General features: G+C 69.7%; 19 protein-coding genes and 2 pseudogenes. 11 read left to right on the top strand and 10 right to left on the bottom strand.

Annotated features, from left to right (window positions below; translation table 11 throughout):
* The coding region (locus G6038_RS25635) for a wax ester/triacylglycerol synthase domain-containing protein (RefSeq protein ID WP_165040970.1) at positions 1-1055 on the top strand (1055 nt) is incomplete at its 5' end.
* A 185-nt stretch (positions 1056-1240) separates the two neighbouring features.
* A complete protein-coding gene (locus G6038_RS25630) occupies positions 1241-1447 on the top strand; it encodes a hypothetical protein (protein ID WP_165040968.1) in 207 nt (68 codons plus the stop codon).
* 193 nt (positions 1448-1640) lie between these two features.
* Here G6038_RS25630 and G6038_RS25625 read toward each other — a convergent pair whose 3' ends face one another.
* From G6038_RS25625 to G6038_RS25600, 5 genes are all read right to left on the bottom strand, one after another.
* Positions 1641-2180, bottom strand: coding sequence for a DinB family protein (locus G6038_RS25625; RefSeq protein WP_206025618.1), 540 nt, complete (start codon positions 2178-2180; stop codon positions 1641-1643).
* Between the two features lie 426 nt (positions 2181-2606).
* A complete protein-coding gene (locus G6038_RS25620) occupies positions 2607-3797 on the bottom strand; it encodes a Fic family protein (protein ID WP_165040967.1) in 1191 nt (396 codons plus the stop codon).
* Positions 3798-4951: 1154 nt separating this feature from the next.
* Positions 4952-5596: a dihydrofolate reductase family protein gene (locus G6038_RS25610; RefSeq protein ID WP_165040965.1), complete on the bottom strand. Its 645-nt coding sequence runs from the start codon at positions 5594-5596 to the stop codon at positions 4952-4954.
* Positions 5597-5743: 147 nt separating this feature from the next.
* A complete protein-coding gene (locus tag G6038_RS25605; protein ID WP_165040963.1) occupies positions 5744-6985 on the bottom strand; it encodes a plasmid pRiA4b ORF-3 family protein in 1242 nt (413 codons plus the stop codon).
* A gap of 100 nt (positions 6986-7085) precedes the next feature.
* On the bottom strand, positions 7086-7328 hold the full coding sequence (locus tag G6038_RS25600; protein ID WP_165040961.1) for a hypothetical protein: 243 nt from the start codon (positions 7326-7328) through the stop codon (positions 7086-7088).
* 974 nt (positions 7329-8302) lie between these two features.
* Between G6038_RS25600 and G6038_RS25595 the strand changes: the two genes are divergently transcribed.
* Positions 8303-8743, top strand: a complete 441-nt coding sequence (locus G6038_RS25595; protein WP_165040959.1) for a VOC family protein — start codon at positions 8303-8305, stop codon at positions 8741-8743.
* 169 nt (positions 8744-8912) lie between these two features.
* On the opposite strand, the gene G6038_RS25590 is transcribed toward G6038_RS25595, so the two are convergent.
* On the bottom strand, positions 8913-10061 hold the full coding sequence (locus tag G6038_RS25590; RefSeq protein ID WP_165040957.1) for an RNA-guided endonuclease TnpB family protein: 1149 nt from the start codon (positions 10059-10061) through the stop codon (positions 8913-8915).
* Between the two features lie 63 nt (positions 10062-10124).
* Here G6038_RS25590 and tnpA point away from each other — a divergent pair.
* The 4 genes and pseudogenes from tnpA to G6038_RS25570 form a co-directional block, all read left to right on the top strand.
* Positions 10125-10420 (top strand): annotated as a pseudogene (gene tnpA, locus G6038_RS25585) (IS200/IS605 family transposase); the annotation flags it as partial.
* 282 nt (positions 10421-10702) lie between these two features.
* A complete protein-coding gene (locus G6038_RS25580) occupies positions 10703-11041 on the top strand; it encodes a hypothetical protein (RefSeq protein WP_206025622.1) in 339 nt (112 codons plus the stop codon).
* Positions 11042-11198: 157 nt separating this feature from the next.
* Positions 11199-11582, top strand: a pseudogene (locus G6038_RS25575) (hypothetical protein); the annotation flags it as partial.
* A 20-nt stretch (positions 11583-11602) separates the two neighbouring features.
* Positions 11603-13036 (top strand): DUF1254 domain-containing protein, encoded by a 1434-nt coding sequence (locus G6038_RS25570; protein ID WP_165040953.1) that lies wholly within the window; start codon positions 11603-11605, stop codon positions 13034-13036.
* 399 nt (positions 13037-13435) lie between these two features.
* Here G6038_RS25570 and G6038_RS25565 read toward each other — a convergent pair whose 3' ends face one another.
* The 4 genes from G6038_RS25565 to G6038_RS25550 all read right to left on the bottom strand — a co-directional run bounded on the left by G6038_RS25565 (position 13436) and on the right by G6038_RS25550 (position 18280).
* On the bottom strand, positions 13436-13993 hold the full coding sequence (locus tag G6038_RS25565) for a ScbR family autoregulator-binding transcription factor (RefSeq protein WP_346772919.1): 558 nt from the start codon (positions 13991-13993) through the stop codon (positions 13436-13438).
* Between the two features lie 337 nt (positions 13994-14330).
* On the bottom strand, positions 14331-15479 hold the full coding sequence (locus G6038_RS25560) for a globin domain-containing protein (protein ID WP_346772918.1): 1149 nt from the start codon (positions 15477-15479) through the stop codon (positions 14331-14333).
* Positions 15480-15710: 231 nt separating this feature from the next.
* Positions 15711-16304: a hypothetical protein gene (locus G6038_RS25555; protein WP_165040951.1), complete on the bottom strand. Its 594-nt coding sequence runs from the start codon at positions 16302-16304 to the stop codon at positions 15711-15713.
* 584 nt (positions 16305-16888) lie between these two features.
* Positions 16889-18280, bottom strand: a complete 1392-nt coding sequence (locus tag G6038_RS25550) for an MBL fold metallo-hydrolase (protein ID WP_165040949.1) — start codon at positions 18278-18280, stop codon at positions 16889-16891.
* A gap of 284 nt (positions 18281-18564) precedes the next feature.
* Between G6038_RS25550 and istA the strand changes: the two genes are divergently transcribed.
* From istA to G6038_RS25530, 4 genes are all read left to right on the top strand, one after another.
* A complete protein-coding gene (gene istA, locus G6038_RS25545) occupies positions 18565-20139 on the top strand; it encodes an IS21 family transposase (protein ID WP_346772917.1) in 1575 nt (524 codons plus the stop codon).
* A complete protein-coding gene (gene istB, locus G6038_RS25540; RefSeq protein WP_165040948.1) occupies positions 20136-20906 on the top strand; it encodes an IS21-like element helper ATPase IstB in 771 nt (256 codons plus the stop codon). The genes istA and istB overlap by 4 nt, the downstream gene beginning before the upstream one ends.
* Positions 20907-21253: 347 nt before the next feature.
* A complete protein-coding gene (locus G6038_RS25535) occupies positions 21254-22489 on the top strand; it encodes an IS110 family transposase (protein WP_165040946.1) in 1236 nt (411 codons plus the stop codon).
* Between the two features lie 101 nt (positions 22490-22590).
* Positions 22591-23430, top strand: a complete 840-nt coding sequence (locus G6038_RS25530) for an alpha/beta hydrolase (protein ID WP_206025617.1) — start codon at positions 22591-22593, stop codon at positions 23428-23430.
* Positions 23431-23631: the final 201 nt, after the last annotated feature.

The following is a 23631-nucleotide window of genomic DNA, read 5'->3' as shown; positions in this document are numbered from 1 at the left end:
ACCCGATGTGGGAGGTGCACGTCGTCGAGGGGCTCGACGACGGCCGCACCGCCCTGTTCACCAAGATCCATCTGTCCCTGGCGGACGGACCGGCCGGGCTGCGGCTGTTGCACCGCGCCATGGCCACCGACCCCGCGACCCGGAACTGCCCGGCTCCGTGGAGCCCGGCCGTCGCCGCGCCCCCGCCGGCCCGCCGGCGCACCCCGACCGCCCTGCTGCGCGCCGGGCTGCGCACCGGCACCGATCTGCTCACCATGGTGCCGGCGCTGGCCGAGTTCGTCGCCGACGGGCTGCGCGAGCGGCAGGTGACGCTGCCGCTGCAGAGCCCGCCGACCCTGTTCAACCTCGACGCCGGCCGCGCCCGCACCGTCGCGGTCCGCTCCTGGCCCCTCGTACGCCTGCACCGGCTCGCCGCGGCGGCCCACACCCCCCTCGATGCCGTCGTGCTCGCCATGTGCGCCGGCGCGCTGCGCGCATACCTGCTCGGCCGCTCCGCGCTGCCGCACGTCCCGGTGACGGCGCTGCTGCCGGTGCCGTTGGATCTGGGCCGGGCCGCGGTCGGGCCCCGCGGCCCGGAACCGGGCGCCGGGGCGACGGTGATCGAGCTGGCCACCGACGAGCCGGACCCGGCCGCCCGGCTGGCCCGCATCACCGCGGCGCTGGCCGGCACCGATCGGGTCGTCGCCGCCCTGAACCACACCCAGTTCCTGCTGCTGAGCGCGGTGAGCCTGAGCCCGTGGCTGCTCGCCCCGGCCCGGCGGTTCACCGACCGGGTGCCGCCGCCGTTCAACGTGCTGATCTCCTACCTGCCCGGCCCGCCCCGGCCGCGGTACTTCGACGGCGCACGCCTGGCCCATCTGTATCCGGTGCCGGCGCTGCTGCCCGGGCACGGGTTGAGCATCACCGTCACCACCGCCGACGGCCACCTCGACCTCGGGATCGTCGCCGACCGCCACGCCGTCCCCCACGTCGAGCAGCTACCCGACCTGCTCGAATCCTCCCTGTCCGCGCTCGAACACACCCCCGGCACCGCACCCGAGACGGACCCCACCTGACCGGGCGGGAGGTGCCCGGAGGACAGATCAGCACCAATCCTCACCGCAGACCCCCGGGGTGGGTCGCGGCAGCAACATCGGCGTAGCTGGCTCCGCCGTCCCGGACCGGAACCCGCCCGCCGCATCGGGGGGTGCGGGACGATGAGGCCCACGATCGATGAGGATCGTCCGCAGCATCTGCCGCCTTGGCATCGCCTCCGCCCGGGTCGCCACAGCGATGCTGGGTAGTCGGGTCCACGAGCCGACGAGGAGTATCGAGTACGGCGACGACGCGCGGGGGCGGGTTCCTGTTCAGTGTCGTTCCCAGCGTCGCGCTGATCCCGATCCTGGTATTGCTGTTGCTGCTGTCCGCGGTCAAGGTCTGGCTGATCGTCGTAGCGCTCACCGGCTGAGCGTGGTCATCCTTGCCGGCGGCGACCGCCGCTTCCGCTGAGACAAGCGGCGGGCTGAGCGCGGCGGAACCGTACATTCGCCACCTACACATACCGCGCAAGCCCGGCTCATCGCTTCATAACCCGATCATTAGCAGCCCGTTCCACGAGCTGCTGTAGTGACCACCGAAGCTCGCAACGGATCGGCGCATAGTCAGCGATCCGGATGGATCGTCAATTGCCGCCGATGGAACTCGAAGTGCTTTGCCGGATAGCGATAAACGTCCTCGAGCGTCATGAAGGAGGTAAAGAACGGATCCCACCGCGCCGGAAAGTGCATTCCGCGACGCAAATTCGCCCCCGACTCCGTAGCCAGACTTCGGCGCAGCGACACAATCACCCGGTCGAACTTGCAGCCCATACGGTGCCGATTGAAATACCGAGCGGCCGCGCGCGATCCCTGGTAGTTGATCTCATCGAAGGGGACAGTTGCGGCGTTGAGCAACCTCGCGAAGCCCCTGCCGACGCCGTTGGGGAGACGACTGAACAATCGCACCAAGACGAGTAGCCGTTGCACGATCATGTAGCCGAACACCATGTGAAACAACAGTTGCTCATTCGTCCAGCGGGTGCCGTTGGAGAGCCGGTCGAAATCGTCCGGGTCGGCACTGTCAAGTAACCCGTGGAAGGTGACCCGGACGCGTTCGTACTCAGCATCGATCTCTCGCCTGGTGATCTCGTCACGCTCGGTCATTGCGGTCCGCTTCGGCCTACCTCGATGTTCTCTCCCAGTCTCGCGCGTTCGAGGCGAGTAGGCGAATGGCGATCTCCATGCTCGGCCGCCGTCGATCGAGCCCCTCCGGCGCATCAGCCTCATCCGGCCGTCAGAACCAGCTCTCCTTGCCGAGCACGGCCGGGGGTGAACCTGGGTGATTTCTCCGGACGGCCGGTGGCTCAGGGTGAACTGCCGGGTCTCGTCGAGGTCCAGCGCGAGACCGCACGTGAGCGCGGGGTTGGCTGGCGCGATGACGATGGGGCATTCCAGGGCGCTCGTGCCGATCTGTCCGAGACTTGTTTCATACGAGTGAATTTCAGGAACTTTACTCGGGATCCGAGGGGTTCTATGAGGGTCCGGCGGCCCCCTCGGCGACGGCACGCAGGTGCGGTGCCCGGGCAACGGTTACAAGTGCTCAGTGGTGCGCTTGCCGATGGTGGTGCTCAGGGCGTCGAGTTCGGCGAGCACGTCGACGGCTGCCCAGATCTGGTTGCGCTTGCTCTCCGAGAGCACCTCGAGCACCCCAGCCGCGGTGAGCCGACCGAGAGCGCGGTACGTGCTCGCGTCGGTGGTGCCGGTGATCTGCTGCGCGGTGTCCGCGCTGAAGATCGGGGTGTCGAGCAGCGCGTCGATGATTTTCTCGTCGGCGGAGTTGCTCCGCGGCCGAGCGAGATCCCGCCAGTGGTCGGGGAGTTCGGCCAGCGCGCGGGCGGAGTCCTGCGCGGCCTCGCTGGAGACGATCGCGGCGCGGGCTACGTACTCGACGAACCCGTCGGCACCACCACGGCGGTAGTTGGTCAGCTCGTTGAAGTAGCGGCGGGTGTCGGCGAGCATCACCGACGCCAACGGGACGGTGACCCGGTGGGTCAGGCCGCGGCGCCGCAGGATCGTGCTGATCAGTGCGCGGCCGATGCGTCCGTTGCCGTCGGTGAACGGGTGGATGGACTCGAACTGGGCGTGCGCGATCGCGGCTTGGGCGAGGATCGGCAGGTCGGTGCGGTTGGCGAACTCCAGCAGATCCGCCATCAGCTCGGCGACGAGTTCCGGTGGCGGGGGCACGAACAGCGCGTCGATCGGGGTGTAGTCGCTGCCGCCGATCCAGTTCTGCACGTCGCGGACGGCACCGGAGTCGCGGGCGGTGTAGAAGTCCGGTGTCATCAGCAGCCGGTGCGCGCCGAGCAGGGTGTCGAGCGTGATCGGGCCGTCGCCAGCGGCGTCGACCATCGCGATCAGGGCCTTGACGGCGGCGAGTTGGGACTTGGCCTCGTCGCTTGCCTTGCCCCCGGCCAGGGCCTTGCCGAACGCCCGCCAGCCGGCGTCGATGTGCTCGATCTTCGACGACGCCACCGACTCGCTGCGCAGCAGGAAGTCCGAGAGCGGTGCCAGGTGCTCACCGAAGCGCGCTTCGAGGCGGGCGACGGCGATGACCGCCTCCTCGTGCGCGCGGGCGACGGTGCCGACCAGGTCGCAGTCGAGGGAGCCGATCCTCGGTGGGATCGAGACGTCGACGGTCTTGAGGGTGCGGTCGGCGCGCGAGCCCTGCCGATGACGCGGGTTCCAGTCCCGGGTCTCGGTACGGTGCGGCGGCCAGAACACAGGGCCTCTCCTCGTTCGGGGTGAAACGCAGACAATAGCGAGCTTAGCTTACTTTTTAGCCCTCAAACGTAGTCAACAGCGTCGGTGGTGTACCGGAGACGGCGGGGACACAGGTCGAGGCCGTCGCCCGAGGTCGTCCACGATGGGGAGATCACCGACGGGTTCGGTGGGCCAATCCGCCAGCCGCAGTGACATCTCGCAGTGTTCCAGAACAGCGTCCGGTATGCCCTCACTGCGCTGGATGCATCCAGGGGTTGAATCCCGAACCAGTGCGCCCCACACGGCACCGCGCAGGACAAAGTCGACGCGGTGCCCTGTGGCGGAGCCGATGCCGTCGCCGTGCTCCGCTCGTGCGGCGCCGCGGGGAGGGATACCCCTTCCGTGACCGTCGACCCCGCAGTTACGGATCCGCGCCGGTGGAGCACCGAACGTCCGACCGTTTGGTCGAACGCCTCACCGACGAGACCGAGACCGCATTGCCTTGTGCTGCAGTGGGTATCGCACTGACCGAGCTGGCCCGCTGCAGAGCCGGCACCGCCGGCTGGACATGCAGGTGCGCTCCCGCCGCACCCCGAGCATGCGGCTGGGGTCAATGACGGTGACCCTGCCGGTCGGCACCACCGACCGTCGGGTACGGCGCCTCGCCGACGAGCGAGCCTGCGACGTTTCGGGAATGATGCCGCCGGGGTGAGGTGACGGGCCTCGGCGATGATGCCCTGGACTGCTCGAGCACCACCCGAGACTCGAGGGCGGCCCGTAGGGAGTCGGTGAGCTGCTGCTGGCGCTAGGCATTGCCGTTGCCGAGGTAGCCGGCGGCCAGGTCGGCGAACCCCTGCGCCACGGCCCCATCCTCGGCCGGCCACCGGCTCGGCCGCGGCGCACAGGGTCGACACCCGAGGTCCTCGGTGGCGATGAGCACAGCTAAGGGCGGGCCATGCACGGTGATCGTGATGCGCTCGTGCTGGGCGTGGACCCGCCCGACAGGTGCGCTTTCACCGCGGCAAGGGACATCACCGTTGCCATAGTTTCAAGCACGACCATCTCGGTGACCGGTGTCGATTCCACGCGTCCCCCGGGTCCGCCACGGCCAGTTCTGCAGGTCACGTCATCGGCATGGGGCCGTCTCGGGTTGCCGGGGCCCGAAGAATGGGGGCTCAGTCGTGGCCGTTCCTGTTCCAGAGCTGGTGGGTAAGGCCGCTGGGTGAGGTGACGGTCTCCACCGTGAAGCGGTCTTCGATGCCGCTCAAGCCCTCCCAGAGGGACACGCCGCGCCCGAGGGTGATGGGGACGATCACCAGGTGCATGAAGTCGATCAGGTCGGCTTGCAGAAACTGCCGGACGGTCGAGGGTCCTCCCCCGATCCGGACATCGTGACCGTTGGCCGCGTCCTGGGCCATGCGCAGCACCTCATGGGGTGGCGCGTCTACGAAATGGAAGCTGGTTCCGTTGGGAAAGTCGATGCTGGGGTGTGGGTAGTGGCTCATGACGAACACCGGGGTGTGAAATGGCGGTTCGTCGCCCCACCAGCCCCGCCACCCGTCGTCGGGCCATTCGCCGGTTTGGGGGCCGAACTTGCGACGGCCCATGATCTCCACGCCGATGCCCTGGCTCCACAGGCTGGTCAGGGCGCGGTCCACCGTGACCGGGGCGTCTACCCGGTCGACCCCGTGGATGACGCGTCCGTCGAACCAGGCGAATAGCCGTTGGGCACCGCCGATCGGGGCATCGAACGTCACGTACTCGCCGGCGGCGTACCCGTCGAGGGAGATGTTCAAGTTGTGGATCCGGGTACGGGGCATGGGCGACTCCTTCAAAGATCGGATGAACCGGATACACCTGTACCGACCGGCGGAGGTGGCCGGACTCATCGCGGAACGTGGAAATCGTGTTCCGTCGGTCGAGAGCCGAGGGGGCACAGACACCCGTGGCACCCACGGCGTGGGCTGTCACCCCACCCGGATGCCCTCGTCGGCGAGGAACTGTCGGGCACGACCGAGGCGGCGGTCGGTGGAGAAGGCGTCCCACTGGTCGGCGAGGCCCTCCTGGTGGACGAGGTCGCGGAACCGGCCGAACGCGCCCCTGCCTTCGATCGCCCGCTCCAGTCGCTCCCGCAGCGCTGCATCATGCTGCCGTTCGGCGAAGGCCGCCATGTCCCGCCAGCCGTCCCGCGAATCGGTGCGGTCGAACCGCAGCCAGCGGTCGGGCTCGGCGTCGATGTCGACGGCGGCGTCCTGCCCGACCGTCATCGGATCGGTGCTGCTCTCGTCGTACACCTCCCCGGTGCGCAGGTCGACGTAGCCCCCGGTCGACAGGCCCGGATCGCCTTCCAGTACGGCACCGAGCATCTCGAGGTCGACCGGCACCACTCGCCCGGTCAGCGGCGCGCCGCGCAGACACGCGAGCAGGTCCTCAGCCAGCACCGCATCCCCGGGACCGGCGCGCCAGGTCAGCCGGTTGATCACCGACAGAGCCACCGGCTCGGCCTCCTCGCGTCGTTGCGCCAGGGCCATCGGGATGCCGGCCCCCACCTGGTGCAGCACGTCGTCGACGCCGTGTCCGCGCACCGCGGCGAGGAAACGGGGCACATCGGCGGCAGCGATGGCGGCGCGCAGCTCGCTCAGGTCGAGTGTCGGCACTTGCTCGCGTGCGGGCCACGCGTGCAGCAGCATCGGGTGCGGACGGCTCGGTCTGCGCGGCGGGCGGCTCTGCCCGTCGTCGTCGGCCCACCGGCGCCCGTACTGGTCCGGGATGTTGCCCCATCCCCAGTACGGCAGCGGGACCTCGGGGCGGATACCCAGCGCCTGGACGGGGTCGATCTTCTGTTTCCCGACCACGCACCGGTGCGTCCAGTTGTCGCCGAGGTCGAAGGTGAACTGGAACTCCGCTCCCGGCTCCAGGAGCCGGGCGACCTTGGCCGAGGCGATGTCCACCGTCTCCGTGATGGGGCCGCCGATCGACTCGGCCATCTCGGCCCCCGTCTGCACGTCGGTGACCACTCGGCCGTCGACCAGGGTGAACATCGACAGGTGAGCGCGGTCCCATCGGGCGAAGGCATCGTTGACGGCATTGGCCAGGTCCTCGAAGGTGTGCGACGGTCCGACCGCGAAGACGCGGCCGGGCCAGGGCCACAGTTCCTCGCCGCGCCCGCCGAGCAGTTCCACCGTCACCGACAACCACGTTCGTGCCATCCCCCGAGGATGGCATGCCGGACCGCGACACCGACCGGCTGCGGCCACAAGATGTCCGCAGGGATGCTCGGTGTCCGAGAACGCCCCGCGAAGCAGCAAATTACGGCGGGAGCAGGGCCGCCCCGAGAGTGTCGGCGATGAAGGTGCCGTACTGCTCGGGACTCCAGCCCCGGCGCAGGACGAGCGCCTCGTACAGATCCGGAGCGGTGCAGGTCCACAGCACGTCGGCGGCACGGTCGGCATCGACACCGGGGCGCAGCCACCCGTGGTCGGCAAGCGTGGCGGCATTGTGGCGCATGCGGGTCAGCCGTGCGGTGTCGATGCCCTCTTGCAGGGCGGCCATCTCGCCGTACCTGGAAACCTGGAGCGCCGTGCTCGAACGTGGCCGTCGGCCGGTGACCCCCGGGTCGGGGCACAACCCGATCACCTTCGTCTCGGTCCATGACGTCGCCGCGCTGGTCGACCGTGTCCGCAGCAGAAATGACTGCGTCGGAGACACTCCGGAGCTCTCAGGGCCGGATACCCTCACTCTCGACGACTTCGCCCGCCGCATCCGTCCCGCCGCATCGGCCAGGCATATTCCGCGCACAGCACTGCGCCCGATGGCCGCGGCCCTGGCCCGGCTCTCACCGCAAGCCTCCCGCATGCTCTACGCCGCATACACCATGGACACCCTGGACATGACCTTCGACGCCGAAGCTCTGCCGACGATCCCCGACCTGCCCTCAACCTCCCTGACCAGGCCCGTTTCACCTCTGAGGCCACCTCGCGTATCACTTGTCCGGTTTCGTGTCACTCGGTACAACACTGGATGCGTGCCCAGGACCAGCGAGGTCGAGGTCGGGTACGTGCAGGACAGCAGCGGTCCTATCGCGACAACGGTCGCTGCCGTGGATCCGCATCACGTTGTTCATGGTGTGCAAGTTCGCCGAGTCCGGACTCATCGTCGTCGCCGCCATGACGCGGGGACGTTCTGGCCAGCCACCCATCGTGGCCACGTGCTCTACGAGAGTCGTTGGGAGCCCGAGCGGGTGTGGTCGGCCGACTTCGCTGCGGAGGCGATCCGTATGGCGGCGCAACCGATGTGGAAGTGCGGCTCGGCTGGGACGGGCTCCATCATCGGGGACTCACCCCCGGCCCCGGCACCGTGGTCGGCGACACGCCCGGGTACCGGCAGGTGACGGCAACCTGGGCGTCCCGCACGACCTTGCGCAACCCGGGGTTGACCACAGCTTCGCGGGAGGAACAGGTCGAGATCCCCGCCCCGGCTCCGTCCCGGCCTCGAAGCGGCACGACACCCATCGGAGGATGGATCCCATGGCACACGTACAACGTTTCGACCACATCGGCATCACCGTCGCGGACCTCGACTCGGCAACGGCGTTCTTCGTCGCACTGGGTCTCGAGGTGGAGGGCACCGGATCCGTGGAAGGCGAGTTCGTCGAAACCGTCTGCGGCATCCCCGGCGCGCACTGTGAGATCGCCATGCTGCGGCCGCCCGACGGCGGGACCCGGCTCGAGCTCGCAACCTTCCGCACGCCCGACCACGTACCCGGATCGCCCACGGCGATGGCCAACGAGCTCGGGCTGCGCAACGTGTCCTTCGAGGTCGGGGACCTCCAGGCGGCCGTCGATGCGGTGGCTGCGGACGGATACGGACTCATCGGCGGCATCGGCGAGTACGAGAACAGCGTGCGGATGGCCTATGTGCGGGGGCCCGAAGGGATCATCGTGTCCCTGTTCGAGCAGATCAGCTGACGCGTGCGCATTACCGACGTGTGTCACTCCGTCGCCCTGGCCGCAGCGGTAGCGCGACCACGTGAACAATGCCCGTCTTTGACATCCTCCCCGGCCTGAAGGCCGAGGATTCCTACCAGCGCCAGTGGCGCTCTCGGTGGGTTCCTGTTTCCTCGAGTCGTGCTCCCTGCTAGGCGGGGAGGCTTACCGTCTCTCCGCAGGCGTTTCGCCTCTCCGCCCGTCCGGCGGCGAGGATGTTGACGGCGGCATTGAGATCGCGGTCGTGGACGGCCCCGCACAGGCACGTCCATTCCCGCACCGACAAGGGTTTCTTCCCGTCGACGCGCCCGCACACCGAGCACAGTTGCGAGGACGGGAACCACCGGTCCACCTTCGAGAAGTGCCGCCCGTACCGGACGGCTTTGTCCTCCAACATGCGGGTGAATATGCCCCACCCGGCATCGTGTACCGACTTCGCCAACCGTGTCCGAGCCAGACCGGTGACGCACAAGTCCTCGACGAACACCGCTTGGTTCTCGCGGATGATCCTCGTCGATTCCTTGTGCGCCCAGTCCCGGCGGGCATCGGCGACCTTGGTGTGGGCTCTGGCGACCCGAAGGCGTGCCTTGGCCCGATTCCTGCTGCCCTTCTGCTTGCGGGACAGGTTCTGCTGCGCCTTGCGGAGTTGTCGTTCGGCGCGGCGGAAGAACTTCGGGGACGCGAGGATCGTGCCGTCCGAGCAGACCGCGAACGTGGTCAGACCCAGGTCGATACCGATCTCGGTGTCGAGTTCGGGCAGCGGCTCGTCGCAGGTGTCTACCACGAAGGAGGCAAAGTACCGTCCGGCGGCGTCCTTGACGACCGCGACACTCGACGGTTCCGACGGCAGTTCCCGCGACCAGGCCACCTTCACCTCGCCGATCTTCGGCAGTCGCAACTTCCGGCCCGCCGTGACCGCGAAGTGCGCGTTGCGGGTGAACCGGATGCTCTGGCGGTTGTCGCGGCGGGACCGAAACCGGGGTGGCCCGACCCGGCGGCCCTTGCGTTGTCCGGACAGTGAGGCGAAGAAGTTGCGGTAGGCGGTGTTCGCGTCCGCGAGTGATTGTTGCAGCACCACCGCCGATACCGCGGTCAGCCACGCCCGTTCCGGGGTGCGTTTCGCCGCGGTGAGGGCTCGGGACAGTTCCGCGTCCGTCGGGTACGGCAGACCACCTCGCCGTGCCGCCTCCCGTGCCGCGATCGCCTCGTTGAACACCACACGCGCACACCCGAACGCCTGGGCCAGCTTGTTCTGCTGGCCGGGGGTCGGGTAGACGCGGTACTGGTATCGCAACTGCACGACCCGAGGATATCGTTGTTCGCCGCGCCTCACCTGGAGCGGATGGAGGAGATCATGCGGGCGGTATGCGCCGACTTCGAGTGCGAACTGGTGGAGTTCAACGGCGAGTCGAACCACGTCCACCTGCTCGTGAACTTCCCTCCGAAGGTTGCCGTGTCGAAGTTGGTGAACTCCCTCAAGGGGGTCTCCTCGCGGAGACTGCGCCAGGAGTTCCCCGAGTTGGTCCGGCACTACTGGCGGGCGCAGCGATTGTGGTCCGGCTCGTACTTCGCCGGTTCGGTAGGGGGTGCCCCGATCTCGGTACGCGGCAGTACATCGAGCAACAGGACCGGCCCGTCCAGGGGCACGCTCGGCCCTGACGGGCCTCCCGCGTGCGCCTTCACCTCCGCCGTGAACGACGGAGCACTGGCGCACATTCTGGTAGCAGTCCCGTACGCGTCCCGTATCGCGGCACCATGGGGCTAGGGACACCGCACCGGAACCCGCCGAGCCCGATACTCGTGACTGGACCTTCGTGCTCGACGGAGGGGGCCCCGAGTGCGGGTACACGCTGCACGATCCGGCCACGACCGGTGAACGCTTGCGATCCGGCGTGCCCCGCTGGCATCGCCGCGGGCATCTCGATCGGCGCGGCGGTCATCATGGCCACGATCGGCATCCTGCAGTTCTTCCAGGGGATCGCGGCGGTGGCCGAGGACGAGGTGTTCGTCCAGGGCCAGGAGTACACCTTCGAGTTCGACCTCACCACCTGGGGGTGGATCCACATCGTCTTCGGTGTGGTGATGGTGGTCGTGGGCATCGCCTTGATCACCGGCGCCACATGGGCGCGGGTGGCGGCGATCGTCGTCGCGGCGCTGTCGATCCTGGCGAACTTCCTGTGGCTGCCGTACTACCCGTGGTGGTCGATCCTGATCATCGCCCTCGACGTGGTGGTGATCTGGGCGGTCTCGACCTGGCAGCCGCGAGCCGAGTACTCCTGACCCGGTGTTGCGGACCGCGGCCCGCCGCGGGCCGGTGGGACGCCCGGAGGTGACACCGCTCATGAGGTGCCGCAACCGGCTGCGGGCGGCACGCAGGTCCTACGGTTCCGATCGGTACCCCGGGCCGGAGCGTCCGTGAGCAAAGGGCAACGCTGCGATGACGACAGACACCGGCCCGGCCGGCAACAAGGACATCCCCACCGGCCGGCTGAGCGGCGACGAGCGCGCCGAGCTCGAGCGGTTGCGCGCCGAGGTGGCTACGTTGCGGGACCAGACCGCGGCGCGGGCGCCGGCGCTCGCGCCGCGTCCGCCGCGGCACGGATGGCGGTGGGCCGCGGTCGCGCTGCTCACCGTGCTCGTCGCCGTCCTGGCGATCACCTCGGTGGTGTCCCGGTTCGTGCGCAGCGAGATCCTCGACACCGACCGCTACGTGACCACGGTCGCGCCCTTGGCCTCCGACCCGGCGCTGCAAACCCAGCTCGCCAACACCATCACCGACGAGATCTTCACCCGCGTCGACGTCGAAGCCCTGACCACCGATGAAAGGCACAGGAGGAATCGATGACCTGGCATGCGAACACCACGCCGATTCCGCCCGGTATCGAGATGCCGGACGAGGTCCGCACCCGGTTGGGCACGTTGCGGTTTTTCGACGGGTTCCCCGACGAGGAGACCACCCGGACGCTGTTCGACAACCTGGACTTCCAGCGGGCGGTCCAGGCGTACCTGCTGGGGCTGGCCCCGGTGGCCGTAGCGGCGATGCGCCGGGCGCTGGTGCAGTGGGGGCCGGTGAACTCCACGCTGGTGATGTGGGAGGACCTGGTCCACCCGCGGTTCATCGGCCTGGTCTACAACACCAGCACTTCCTATCACTATTTCTGGCTCGACCTGCAGGACGGGCCCGTCGTCGTCGAGGTGCCCCCGAAGGTGTACGGCTCGGTCGAGGATTCTTGGTGCCGGTGGGTCGTCGATCTCGGCATCACCGGACCGGACCAGGGCCGCGGCGGCCGCTACCTGTTCGTGCCGCCCGGTCATACCGGGCAGGTGCCGGACGGCTACCTGGTGGTGCGGCCGCGGACCTTCGGCGTCTGGGCGGGCTGGCGGGGGTTCCGGGACGAGCACGGTGACCCGCACCCTGCGGTGGAGATGATCAAGGCGCACGCCCGGATCCATCCGCTCGCGCAGGCCGCCGACCCCCCGCCGACGCGGTTCGTCAACGTCTCGGCCGAGCCGATGTGTGCGGTGGCTCCGGCCGACTTCCGGTTCTGGGAGATGCTCGACGAGGTGGTGCAGTCCGAGCCGCCGGAGTCGGCCGATCCGCTCACCCTGGGGATGTTCGCGTCGGTCGGGATCCGGCGTGGTGCGCCGTTCGATCCGGACGAGCGGATGCGCGCGATCCTGACCGAGGCGGCCACGGTCGGGGACGCGACCGCCCGCGCGCTGACCTACCGGTTCCGCCAGCAGGGGGCGTACTTCTACCCGGGCAGCGCCTGGCGCTCGGGCTTTCTCGGCGGCTATTCCTGCACGGAGGACGGGGTCCTGCTGCTAGACTCCGCCGCCCAACTCGACTTCTTGTACGGCAGTACAAGCCCTGCGTTCGAGCAGAAGACGGTCGGGACCGGGTCGCAGTACGCCAACGTCTTCGCCGATGCCACCGGCGCACCGTTCGACGGGGGCCGGAGCTACCGGCTGCACGTCCCGCCGAACGTGCCTGTCAACAACTTCTGGTCGGTGCTGGTCTACGACACCCAGACCCGCTCGATGCTGCAGACCGATCAGCAGTGGCCGTCGGTGACCAGCCAGGATCCGGATGTGACCACCAATGAGGACGGCTCCGTCGACATCCACTTCGGACCCGAACCGCCCCTCGACGGCCACAACTGGATCCAGACCCTGCCCGGCAAGAGCTGGTTCGCGATGTTCCGCCTCTACGGGCCGTTGGAACCATGGTTCGACAAGACCTGGAGGCTCCCGGACATCGACCCGGTCGGGTAACGTCGGCGGGGAAGCGGATCATATCTGGCGGCGAAGACCAATCTCCGAACACGTCTTTCACCGCCCCTGCCGGGGTACGGAGGATTCCGGTTGCCGGCGCGGCTGCATCCGATGGTGGCGTTGTGCCGGTGTGCGATTCCGATACCGAGCGTCCGGGTCGTAGATGGGCTCTTCCTCGGCTGAAGGGGCGGGAGGGTTCATCGGCATCCATTCGAGACACGGCCGGCTCCCCTGTGTCGGGCCGGTCATCAGGTGCGAAAAGACATCTCACGAACAACCGGGCTTTCCACGCCCTCTGAGCGCACGGCTTCCCACGTTCGTTGAGAGCGGGACGCCACGTGCTGACCCGTCCGGTCTCGCCCCGGTCTTCTCCGGGCGGGTCCGGTCGGCGGCGGGAAGTCAGCGGAACATGTCGAGGGGATCGAATCGGTGCGGGTCGGTGGCCAGGGAAGGCAGCAGCAGCGTCCACATGTCGTCGAGTCGCTGGTGCAGGTCGGCGCCGGCGGTCAAGGCGGTGGCCACCAGGTGGGTGCCGGCGAACGCGGAGACCAGGAACCGGCCCAGGGTGTCGATATCGGTGCCGGGGTGGACATCGCCGTCGGTGAGGGCGCGGTCGAGCAGGGTGCGCACGATCGTGCTCCAGTCCCGGTAGGGGCGGGCAGGAAGCTCCGCGGTGGCGAACTCGGTGGTCAGACGCAGGCCGGCGCGGAGGATCGGATCGTCCCGCAGACCATCGGCCAGCGCGTAGGTCAGCGGTACTAGCTGGTCGAGAGCGCAGGCATCACTGGCGGCGATCCGGTCGGCGAGCGCGAGAAAGCGGTGGTGGTGTTCGTCGACGACCGCGGTGGCCACGGCGCGCTTGGACCGGAAATGGTGATACAACGCGCCTCTGGTGGCGCCGGCGGCATCGACGATGTCGTGCAGGCTCGCCCTGTGAAAGCCTGCAGCCTCGAACACCGCTGCCGCCCCGGCGAGCAGCCGGTGCCGGGTGATCGCACTGCGATCCTGGGTTCTGCCGGATTCGATCTGGGCATCGCGTTCGACGCGTTCCTCAAGTGGCTGAGCGTGACGTTCGGTCTCGGTATCGGGTTGAGCTGACCGCGCTCGACCCCCACGACCCGGTGCACCGGCCGCGGTGCCGGCCGCCCCGAGTCCCGGGCCCGGTGGGTGTCCCGCAACGCCGGCGGGGCGGCGGCGCGGGGCACCCACGTGCCGTCCGGGACGGGGCGGGCGAACCGATCCTCGGCCACCCTGCCCGTACCGCCACGCGCGGTCTCGTCGTGGCTGCCGGGAGCTAGGACAGGGGTGTGTGCTCGCGTTCGAGGCCGAGCCAGGATCCGGGTGCGAACGCCTCGAAATGCACCGACGCGGCTGGGATGCCGGCGGCGACGAGCTGGTGGCGGATGGCGCGCATGAAGTCGACCGGTCCGCACACGTAGGTCTGCGCGTTCGGCGGCAGGACGATGCCGGTGAGGGGGTTGCGGCCGTCGTCGTGGACACCGTCGAACTCGGTGTACCGAAGGTGCAGTCGGGCGCCCGGCAACCTGTTGACCAGGTCGCTGAACTCGATGCGGCGCACGTGTTCGTAGGGCGAATGGTCCACCTGCAGGACGGTCACCTGCCGGTCCGGGTCGTGGGCGGCGAGGTACTGCAACGCCGCGATCGTATTGGTGATCCCGATACCCGCGGCGATGAGCAGCAGCGGGCCGCGGCCGCCTCCGATCACCAGGCTGCCGAAGGGAGGGGAGACCACGAGATGCTCGCCGGTGCCGACCCGGTCGGCGAGGATGGGCGAGACGTACCCGTTCGGCACCCGTTTGACCGACAGCGCCCACTCGCCCGGCCTGCGGCCGCGGGTGAGGGTGTACTGCCGGATCTGTTCGGTGCCGTCGCCGAGCGGCACCCGCACGGAGATGTACTGGCCGGGCAGATAGGCCGGCAGCCTCTCGCCGTCGAGGGGCTGTAGGAACAGCGTCGTGGCATGCGCGCCGTCGTACTCGCGGGCGGCGACGACGACCGTGCGCCACACCTGTCCTGCGGGCACCCCGGCCCGGTCGTACAGACGGGATTCCTGCTCGACGAGCGAGTTGGCCATGAGGGTGTAGACCTCGTCCCACGCGGCGGCGACGGCGGGGGTCACCGCGTCGCCGAGGGTCTCGGCGATGGCCGCGAACAGATGGGTGCGCACGATCTCGTAGTGGGCGGCCTGCACCCCGAGCGAGGCGTGCTTGGCGGCGATGCGGGCCATGATCGCGTCGAGGTCGGTGGGCTCGTCGGTGACGAGGAGCGTGGCGAAGGCGGCGACCGCACTGGCCAGTGCCTGTTGCTGGGTGCGGCTGTGCTGATTGGCGCGATTGAACAGATCGGTGCGCAGCGCCGGGACCGCGGCGAACAACCTGCGGTAGAACACCTCGGAGATCTCGGGCAGGTGCGCGCCGAGCACCGGCAGGGTCGCTGCGACGATCGGGCGCGAGGTCGGGGACAGGATGGCGGTGGCTCCTTAGCTGATCCGGTCGGACACCCCGACCCGTGAAGGACGCACCGAGAACGAGCGCAGGACACTGCCCGGGCATGCGGTCGGTCCCGATCCGGCCGTCGCGGCCCATGCTACGACGTCAGGACCGGCGACCTGCCTACCGGGGCTCCGCCAGTGGGGCACGAGAGGAGTCGCCGTTTATCGCTCCGGGAACTGCCGAGCGAGCGCATGCATCACCGCTGGGCGCATCAGACGGATGAACGGTCCGGCCGCGAGCCAGTAACGGCGAAACCGCCGCCGGCTGTCCTCGTCGGTGAGCGCGACCCGGGACTCGGCGATCAACACGCACGCCGCTGCCCCGTAGGGCACGACCAGCGTGCTTTCCGCCAGCTTCGCAAAGCCCGGCTCGTCGAAGGCGGCGAAGTCGGCCGCCGTGACCGGCCGATCCGGCATGCCACCGGCGCCCTTCCACGGCTTGCCGACTTGGCCGCACACCAGTTCGGTCCCGGGCCGTTCACCGAGCACGATCCAGCCCCGCTCCGGCAGGTCCCGGATGCGGAAGGTCGGCGGTTCCGGGGTTCGCGGCAGTCCGCGGTGCCGGGCACGGGCATCGGCCAGGTGACCTGGCAGCGCACGGGCTCCGAGCAGCACCCGGGTCAGCGGTAGCTCAAACAAGTTCAGATTGGTGACCGCATCGAACACCTCGCGAGGTGGGGCCCGGAACACCCGGGAAACGCAGATCGCATGGTCGTACGTCGGCAAGAACCCGTCGAGCAGCAACTCCTCGGCCATCGCCACCTCCCCCGGCGCAACTCCCGCCAGAACGGCGGCACCTGCAGCACCCATCCTTCCGCCCGACCGTGACCGGCGACGAGAGTCGGAAGTCCCAGGTCCGAATGGGAGCGTGCCCCTGATGGTGCGGGCGTCGCCCGCCGCCGCGGGGCGCGTCTGCCGCTGATGCGTCGTTCACCGGCCTCGCGGCCGCGGGCGAGCGGTTCTGCGCCACGGTAGGCGCCCGTCGGTACCGGGGAGAGCGCCCGCATCCCGGCCGAGGCGTGGACCGACGAACATCCCGCCTGCACACCCCTGCCAACCAACCTCCCGCACCCCCTGGCGGTGGGGACCACCTGCAGCGTCGGCACCGACCGGACGATCCGGTGCGGGTCGGTGCGCTGTTCGATTCCGCCGTGCTACATCACGAACAGCTGCCGCCAGCTCGCACCTCGACCCGACCGCGGCGGCGTAGGCACGGCCGGCGCCGCGGTCAGGATCGTCGATCCGAGCGTCGCGACGGCCGACCGGAACCCCAGCCCGGCGCCACGTCGACACCTCGGTGACCGGGGCCGCGATGAGACCTCTTTCGGTGTGGTGTGCTCTCACAGCACGCCGTCAGCGACGGTGCTCGGTGCTCGGGTGCCGAGCGCCGCAGCGAAACGGCGAACGAGGTGCGCGGTGTCCGGTCCGGTGAGCGCGAGGCCGTGACCGGGGGCGAGCACCGTCGGTTCCAGGGCGGCGAGCTTGCCGATGGAGGTGACCGCTGCGGCACGGCTCCAGGTGGTGTACCACGGCGGGGCGGACAGCCCCGGCTGCTGACGCAGCAGACCGCGGACGCTGTTGAGTCGAAGGGTGACCAGCGCGTCGCCGGCGATCACGACCCGGTCGTCGGTGCGGAGCAGTGAGATGTGTCCCGGGGTGTGGCCGGGGGTGGCCACGGCCTCCCATCCGGCAAGCCCCGGCACCGGCTCTCCGGGGCGCAGCGGGCGGGCGGCCTCACCGAGAGTGTTGCCGGCCAGCACCGCCTCCCTCCGGCGGCGGCCCATCATGCGCATCGCCGGGAGGACGACCCAGCGGTCCAGCGGCCCGGCGACCGCTCGCATGGCCTCGAAGTCGCCCCGGGCGATCGGGAGCTCGTCGGGATGAAGGAACACCGGACACGACCACCGGCCGGCCAACTCGCGGGCGGCGCCCGAATGGTCGGGATGCACGTGGGTCAGCACGATCGCCTCCGGCCGCTCGTCGGCGCCGAGCACCCGGCTCGTCGCGGTCTCGATCCGGTCGGCGTCGCCGGCCCAGCCGGCATCGACGAGCACCCACCCTGTCGCCCCACGGACCAGGAAGACGTTGGTCTGCGTGCGCCCCCACGGGCCGAGGCACACCACCCCCGGGGCGATCTCCTGCACCGGCATGCCGTCCTCGTTCGGCGATTCGATCTCGCGCACGCGGAAGACGGGGTAACGCGGCGCCAGCGCCGCGAGGCGTTCCACCGTGGGGGGCTCGTGAAGTCCGAAGTACCACTTCGCTTGTTCTCGTGCGGCCGACTCGCCGCCACGCCGCTGCCCCGCCTCGAGGTAGGCCGCGAGCACCGGGGCGCGCTGCGCCACCGGCACCTCGTCCAGCCGGACCCGCCGGGTACCCCGGCGACGCAGTACCGCCTCACCGCCGGCGGCGCGGACATTACGCACCCACTGCGACTGCCCGGCCAGGGCGATCAGGTAGTCCGCGCCCTCGTGCCGGGTGAGCAGGATCGGGAGGCGCCGAGGCCGGCCGGTGCGCCGACCCCGCACCTGCAGGGTCACCGCATCCCGCGGGGCCAGCCCCCACGTGGTCAACGGCACCCCGACCGGGTTCAACCAGCGGTACCACCGCGCCGGCGGCCGATAGGACTCGTCCCCGGAGTAGTCCTGCGGATGCAACCACCGGCCGAGCAGCCGCGCCCACCGGCCCTGCCCGTCACGGGCGGTCCTGTGGACACCTCGTCCGGCTGTCACTGCCGTCCCTCACCTCATCAGGACTTCTACCGTGGTGGCCTTGCCCGCCCCGTTCGGGCCCAGAAGCACGAACACCTTCCCTGGTCCCCCCCGAACGACAGACCGTGTGCTAGCGGACATGCCAACCTCCCTGTAGGCGGACACGTTCTTCCCTGCTGACGGACAGCTGATCTCCCTGTCCGTGACCGTGGGACCGGCGGTGTGTCGGTCCTGAACCAGACGCCCCTCCGGGGTTTTGCTCGAGGTCTTCGACCACCACCGAGCGACTCCCACCGGAGGGACGCATGAAGAAGTCTGACAGGGACATCATGGAAATTCTCGAGGCCTACGACGCCACCGGCAGCGCGCACTCGGCCGCGCAGCTCGCCGGGGTGGACCCGAAAACCGTCCGACGCTACGTCGCCGCCCGCGACGCCGGTATGCCGGTGACCGGCACGGCGCGGCGGCCGCGCATCATCGACGACTACCTCCCCAAGATCGAGGAGTGGGTCGAACGCAGCAAGGGCCGGGTCCGCGCCGACATCGTCCACGAACGACTCGTCGAGCTCGGCTTCGACGGCACCGAACGCACCACCCGCCGGGCCGTCGCGCAGGCGAAAACGGCGTGGCAGGCCGGACACCGGCGCACCTACCGGCCGTGGCTCACCGAACCCGGATTGTGGATGCAGTTCGACTGGGGCGCCGGCCCGAAGGTGCCCGGACCGGGCGGGATCGTGCGCTCGACCCTGCTGTTCTGCGCCTGGCTGGCCTGGTCGCGTTTCCGCGTGGTGATCCCGGTGTGGGATCAGACGTTGCCGACGCTGATCGCGTGCCTCGATGCCACGGTGCGCCGCTTCGGTGGGGTGCCGACCTACGCGCTGACCGACAATCCCCGCACCGTCAGCATCGACCACGTTGCCGGCATTCCGGTGCGGCACCCGCAGATGGTCGAGACGGCCCGGCACTACGGCATGGCCGTGCACACCTGCATCCCCTTCGACCCGGAATCCAAGGGCGGCAGCGAAGCCACCGTCAAGATCGCCAAGGCGGATCTGGTACCCACCGAGGCGAACCTGCTGCCGGACTACGCCTCCTTCACCGACCTCGAAGCCGCGTGTGATCGCTTCTGCGCCACCGTCAACGCCCGCCGGCACCGGGAGAGCGCCCGCATCCCGGCCGAGGCCCTGGCCGACGAACGCGCCCGCCTGCACACCCTGCCGACTACCCCGCACACCCTGGCACTGGGGACCACCCGCAGCGTCGGCACCGACCAGACGATCCGGTTCGGCTCGGTGCGCTATTCGACCCCGCCCGGTCTGGTCGGCGCCGAAGTGTGGGTGCGCGCCGCCGGCGCCGACCTCGTCGTGGTGGCCGACCTCGACGCCCTGCCGCGGATTCCGGACTGGGCCGCAGGCCGGCGCGGTCTGAGCGAGGTTGCCCGGCATCGTCTTTCGACACCGGGCAACCCGAGCATCGACCCGGCCCACTACCCGAACCACCCCCAGGAAGCGGACGGAGCGCCACGACCGCCCCGTCCGAGGGCCCGCTCCGCTGCCGAGGCCCGGTTCCTCGATCTGGGACCCGGCGCGCACACCTGGCTGATCGCCGCCTCGGCGGCCGGGGCGGCCCGGATCCGGGCGAAGATGACCGCCGCGGTGGAGCTGGCCGCGTTCGTCGGCGCCGACACCGTCTCGGCGGCGCTGGCGGTCGCGGCCGGAGCGGGCCGGTTCGCCGAGTCGGATCTGCCGGCGATCGTCGCGCACCACACCGACGCCGGCGCCGGCGTCGGGCGGGTCGTGGCCGACGAGACCCATTCGGTCCAGCCCGGCACCGGAGCCTGGGCCGGATTCGGCACCGCCCGCACGGAGGCCCGCTCGTGAACCCCACCGCACCGCCGCTGCCCGACGATCTGCTCGCCGTCCTCAAACGCATGCGCCTGCCCTACCTGCGGGCCGCCGCCCCGGAGGTGCTGGCCACGGCGAAGGCGCAGCGGTGGGACCCGACCGAGGTCCTCAAGGTCCTGCTGACCGAGGAGATCCGCGGCCGCGACGAAGCCACCAGGGCGATGCGCCGCAAAGCCGCCGGGCTGCCGGCCGGCAAGACGTTTTCCTCGTGGCGCGAGGAGGATTCGTCGATACCGGCCCCCACCCAGGGCGCCCTGGCGGCGTTGGAGTGGGTGCACCGCGCCGAGAATTTGGCGATCAGCGGCCCGTCCGGGACCGGCAAAACCCACTTCGTCGAGGCGCTGGCGCATGCGGTGATCGACGCGGGGATGCGGGTGTCGTGGTTCACCCTCGAATCGTTGACCGCGGCGATCGGGCGGGCCGCGGTGGACGGGTCGATCACCAAGACCATCACCAGAATCACCCGGGCCGAGTTGATCGTCGTCGACGACATCGGCATGCTGCCGTCCGGTCAGGCCGCCGCCGAGGCGTTCTACCGCCTCGTCGACGCCGCCTACGAACGGCGCAGCGTGGCGGTGACCAGCAACCTCCACCCGTCCGGATTCGACACCATCATGCCCAAGACCCTCGCCACCGCCGCCGTCGACCGGCTGCTGCACCACGCCCACGTCGTGATCACCGAGGGCACCTCACTGCGGCTGAGCGAAGCCACCGCCGGACGCGGGGTGATGCCGTTGACCTGACATCGAGGGAGATCACCTGACCGCGGACAGGGAGATCAGCTGTCCGCAGGCAGGGAGATCACCTGTCCGCCCACAGGGACGCCCTCCTGTCCCTAATGGGAATGCACCAGGCAGTTCCGGACGGGAGCAGACTGGTGTCCGAGCCGCTGGCCGGGTGAGCACTCTCTGTCCCGGGTCGCTGATGAGACCTATGTCAAGATCGTGCCCCCGGCCGGTGAGCGAGGAGGCGACAGCGCTGGTGGGATGTCGTGCCGTTTCGAGCACTGATCCATTAGGACGCAGCTGGTCTCCTCGGGGCGACTCGACCGGATAGGACAGCTGGAAAGGACAGAGGGAGGAGGCCACGGATGCTGTTCGTGGGCGACGACTGGGCCGAGGACCACCATGACATCGCGATCATCGACGGCGCCGGCCGGCTGCTGGCACGGCGCCGTCTGCCGGAGGGGGTAGTCGGGATCGAGAAGTTCCACCGCACGGTGGCCGACCATCTGTCCGAAGATGGTGAAGCCGGCCAGGTGCTGGTCGCGATCGAGACCGACCGGGGCCCATGGGTCCAGGCCCTGCTCGCCGGCGGGTACACCGTCTACGCGATCAACCCGCTACAGGCCGCCCGCTATCGGGAACGGCACGGCACCTCGGGTGCTAAGTCCGACAAGGGCGACGCTCTCGCGCTGGCCGAGATCCTGCGCACCGACGCCGCCCATCACCGCCCGATTACCGGCGACAGCCCAATTGCCGAGCAGGCCAAGGTTCTCGCCCGCGCACACCAGTCACTGATATGGGCGCGGCAGCGCCAGGTGAACGTGCTGCGCTCGAACCTGCGCGAGTATTACCCGGCGGCCCTGGTGGCATTCGGCAGCGATCTGGCCGACCGGGACGCCCTGGCGGTACTCGGCGCCGCGCCGGGACCCGCCACAGGCGCGAAGCTCACCCAGTCCCGGGTCGAGACACTGCTGCGCAGGGCCGGCCGGCGACGTTACCTCGCCAAGCGGGCCCAGGAGATCGTCGCCGCACTGCGTTCGGAACAGCTGCCCACCCGGTCCGGCATCGAGGCGGCCTACACCGCCACCACCACGGCCCTGGTCGCCGTAATCACCGAACTCAGCGCACAGATCACCGCCCTGCAGGGGAAGGTGGAGGCGTGTTTTGGTCAGCACCCGGACGCTGAGATCTACCTCAGCCAGCCCGGCCTCGGCGGCGTGCTTGGCGCCCGGGTGCTCGCCGAGTTCGGGGACGATTCCGACCGCTACACCGACGCCAGAGCCCGGAAGAACTACTCCGGGATGAGCCCGATCACCCGCGCCTCGGGCAAGAAACAGATCGTCATAGCCCGATACGCCCGGAACCGCCGACTCGGTGACGCCCTACTCCTCCAGGCGTTCGCCGCACTGAACGCATCACCGGGGGCGCGGGCCTACTACGACGTCCGCAGAGCCCGCGGCGCCACCCACTACCAGGCCCTCCGTGCCGTCGCGAACCGGCTCGTCGGCATTCTCCATGGGTGCCTGCGCGACCACGCCCTCTACGACGAGCAGACCGCGTGGCATGCCTCCGCCGCCGCGCGCCAGGACCACGCTGCTTGACAAGTTAGCCCCGTGGGATGTCTTGACACGGGCGGCGTTCGGAACCGATCCTCGACCCATTCCGAGACGGTCCCGCGTCCCGGTTCGACACGGAGCGCGCCATGACAACGCCTCGAATTCCGGACATGCGACGGTCGTACCTGCGGGTGCGCGACGTCGACCTGTACTGCGAGGACACCGGCGGTGAGGGCGAGCCGATCCTGTTCCTCCACGGGTTCTTCTTCGACGGGCGAATGTTCGGGGCGCAGATCGCGGCACTGCGGAGTCGGTACCGCTGCCTCACCCTCGACTTCCGCGGGCAGGGCCGGTCCGGGCATGCCCGGACCGGATACCAGCTCGAGCAGCTCACCGCCGACGTGCTCACCGTGATCCGGCGCCTCGACCTCGCCCCGGCACATCTGGTCGGTCTGTCCATGGGCGGTTTCGTCGGCATGCGCATCGGCGCGCGGGAACCGGACCTGTTGCGCTCGCTGACTCTGCTCAACACCGGCGCAACTCCGCATCCGCCCGTGAAGTATCCGCTGCACCTTGCCCTCACGGCAGTGGCACGGCTTCTCGGGCCGTCGCCGGCCCTCGTGCTGCGCGGCATCGAGAAGGAACTCTACGGCGAACCGTTCCGCAGCGAACCCGGCCGGGAGGCCGAGCGTGAGGTGTGGCGCAGGCGATGGGCGACGGCCGATCGGTCGTCCCTGGCGAACACGATGCTCGGAATGATGGTCCGGCCCGACATCCGGGACGAGCTTCCCGGCGTGAGCGTGCCGACGCTGATCGTCGCGGGGCAACTGGACGTCGAGATGCCACCGCGCCTCGCCCGCGAGATGCACGCCCTGATCCCGGACTCACAACTGGTCGAACTCGACGGCGTCGGTCACAGTGCGACGCTGGAAGACCCGGCCCGGGTCACCGGGATCCTGGAGCGCTTCCTCGCCGAGATCGGCTGACCGAGGGAGTACCCCCTCGGATGCGGTCGTGGCTGCCGGTCCGTCCCTCACCCGGGCGACGACATCGTCACGACCTGCGCCCCTTAGATCGGACGGAACCCGGGGCCGGCCCACGGCACCGGACGCGGTCAGATCGGGCCGCTCCCGGAGCAGGCCCGCGGTGAGCAGCGCCGAGACCTGCCGGTTCACGGTGGCGATGCT

This window comes from Rhodococcus sp. 14C212 (genome assembly GCF_011058195.1).
In the GTDB taxonomy this organism is placed as follows: Bacteria; Actinomycetota; Actinomycetes; order Mycobacteriales; family Mycobacteriaceae; genus Rhodococcus; species Rhodococcus aetherivorans.
This window is presented reverse-complemented; position numbering and strand designations above follow the sequence as displayed.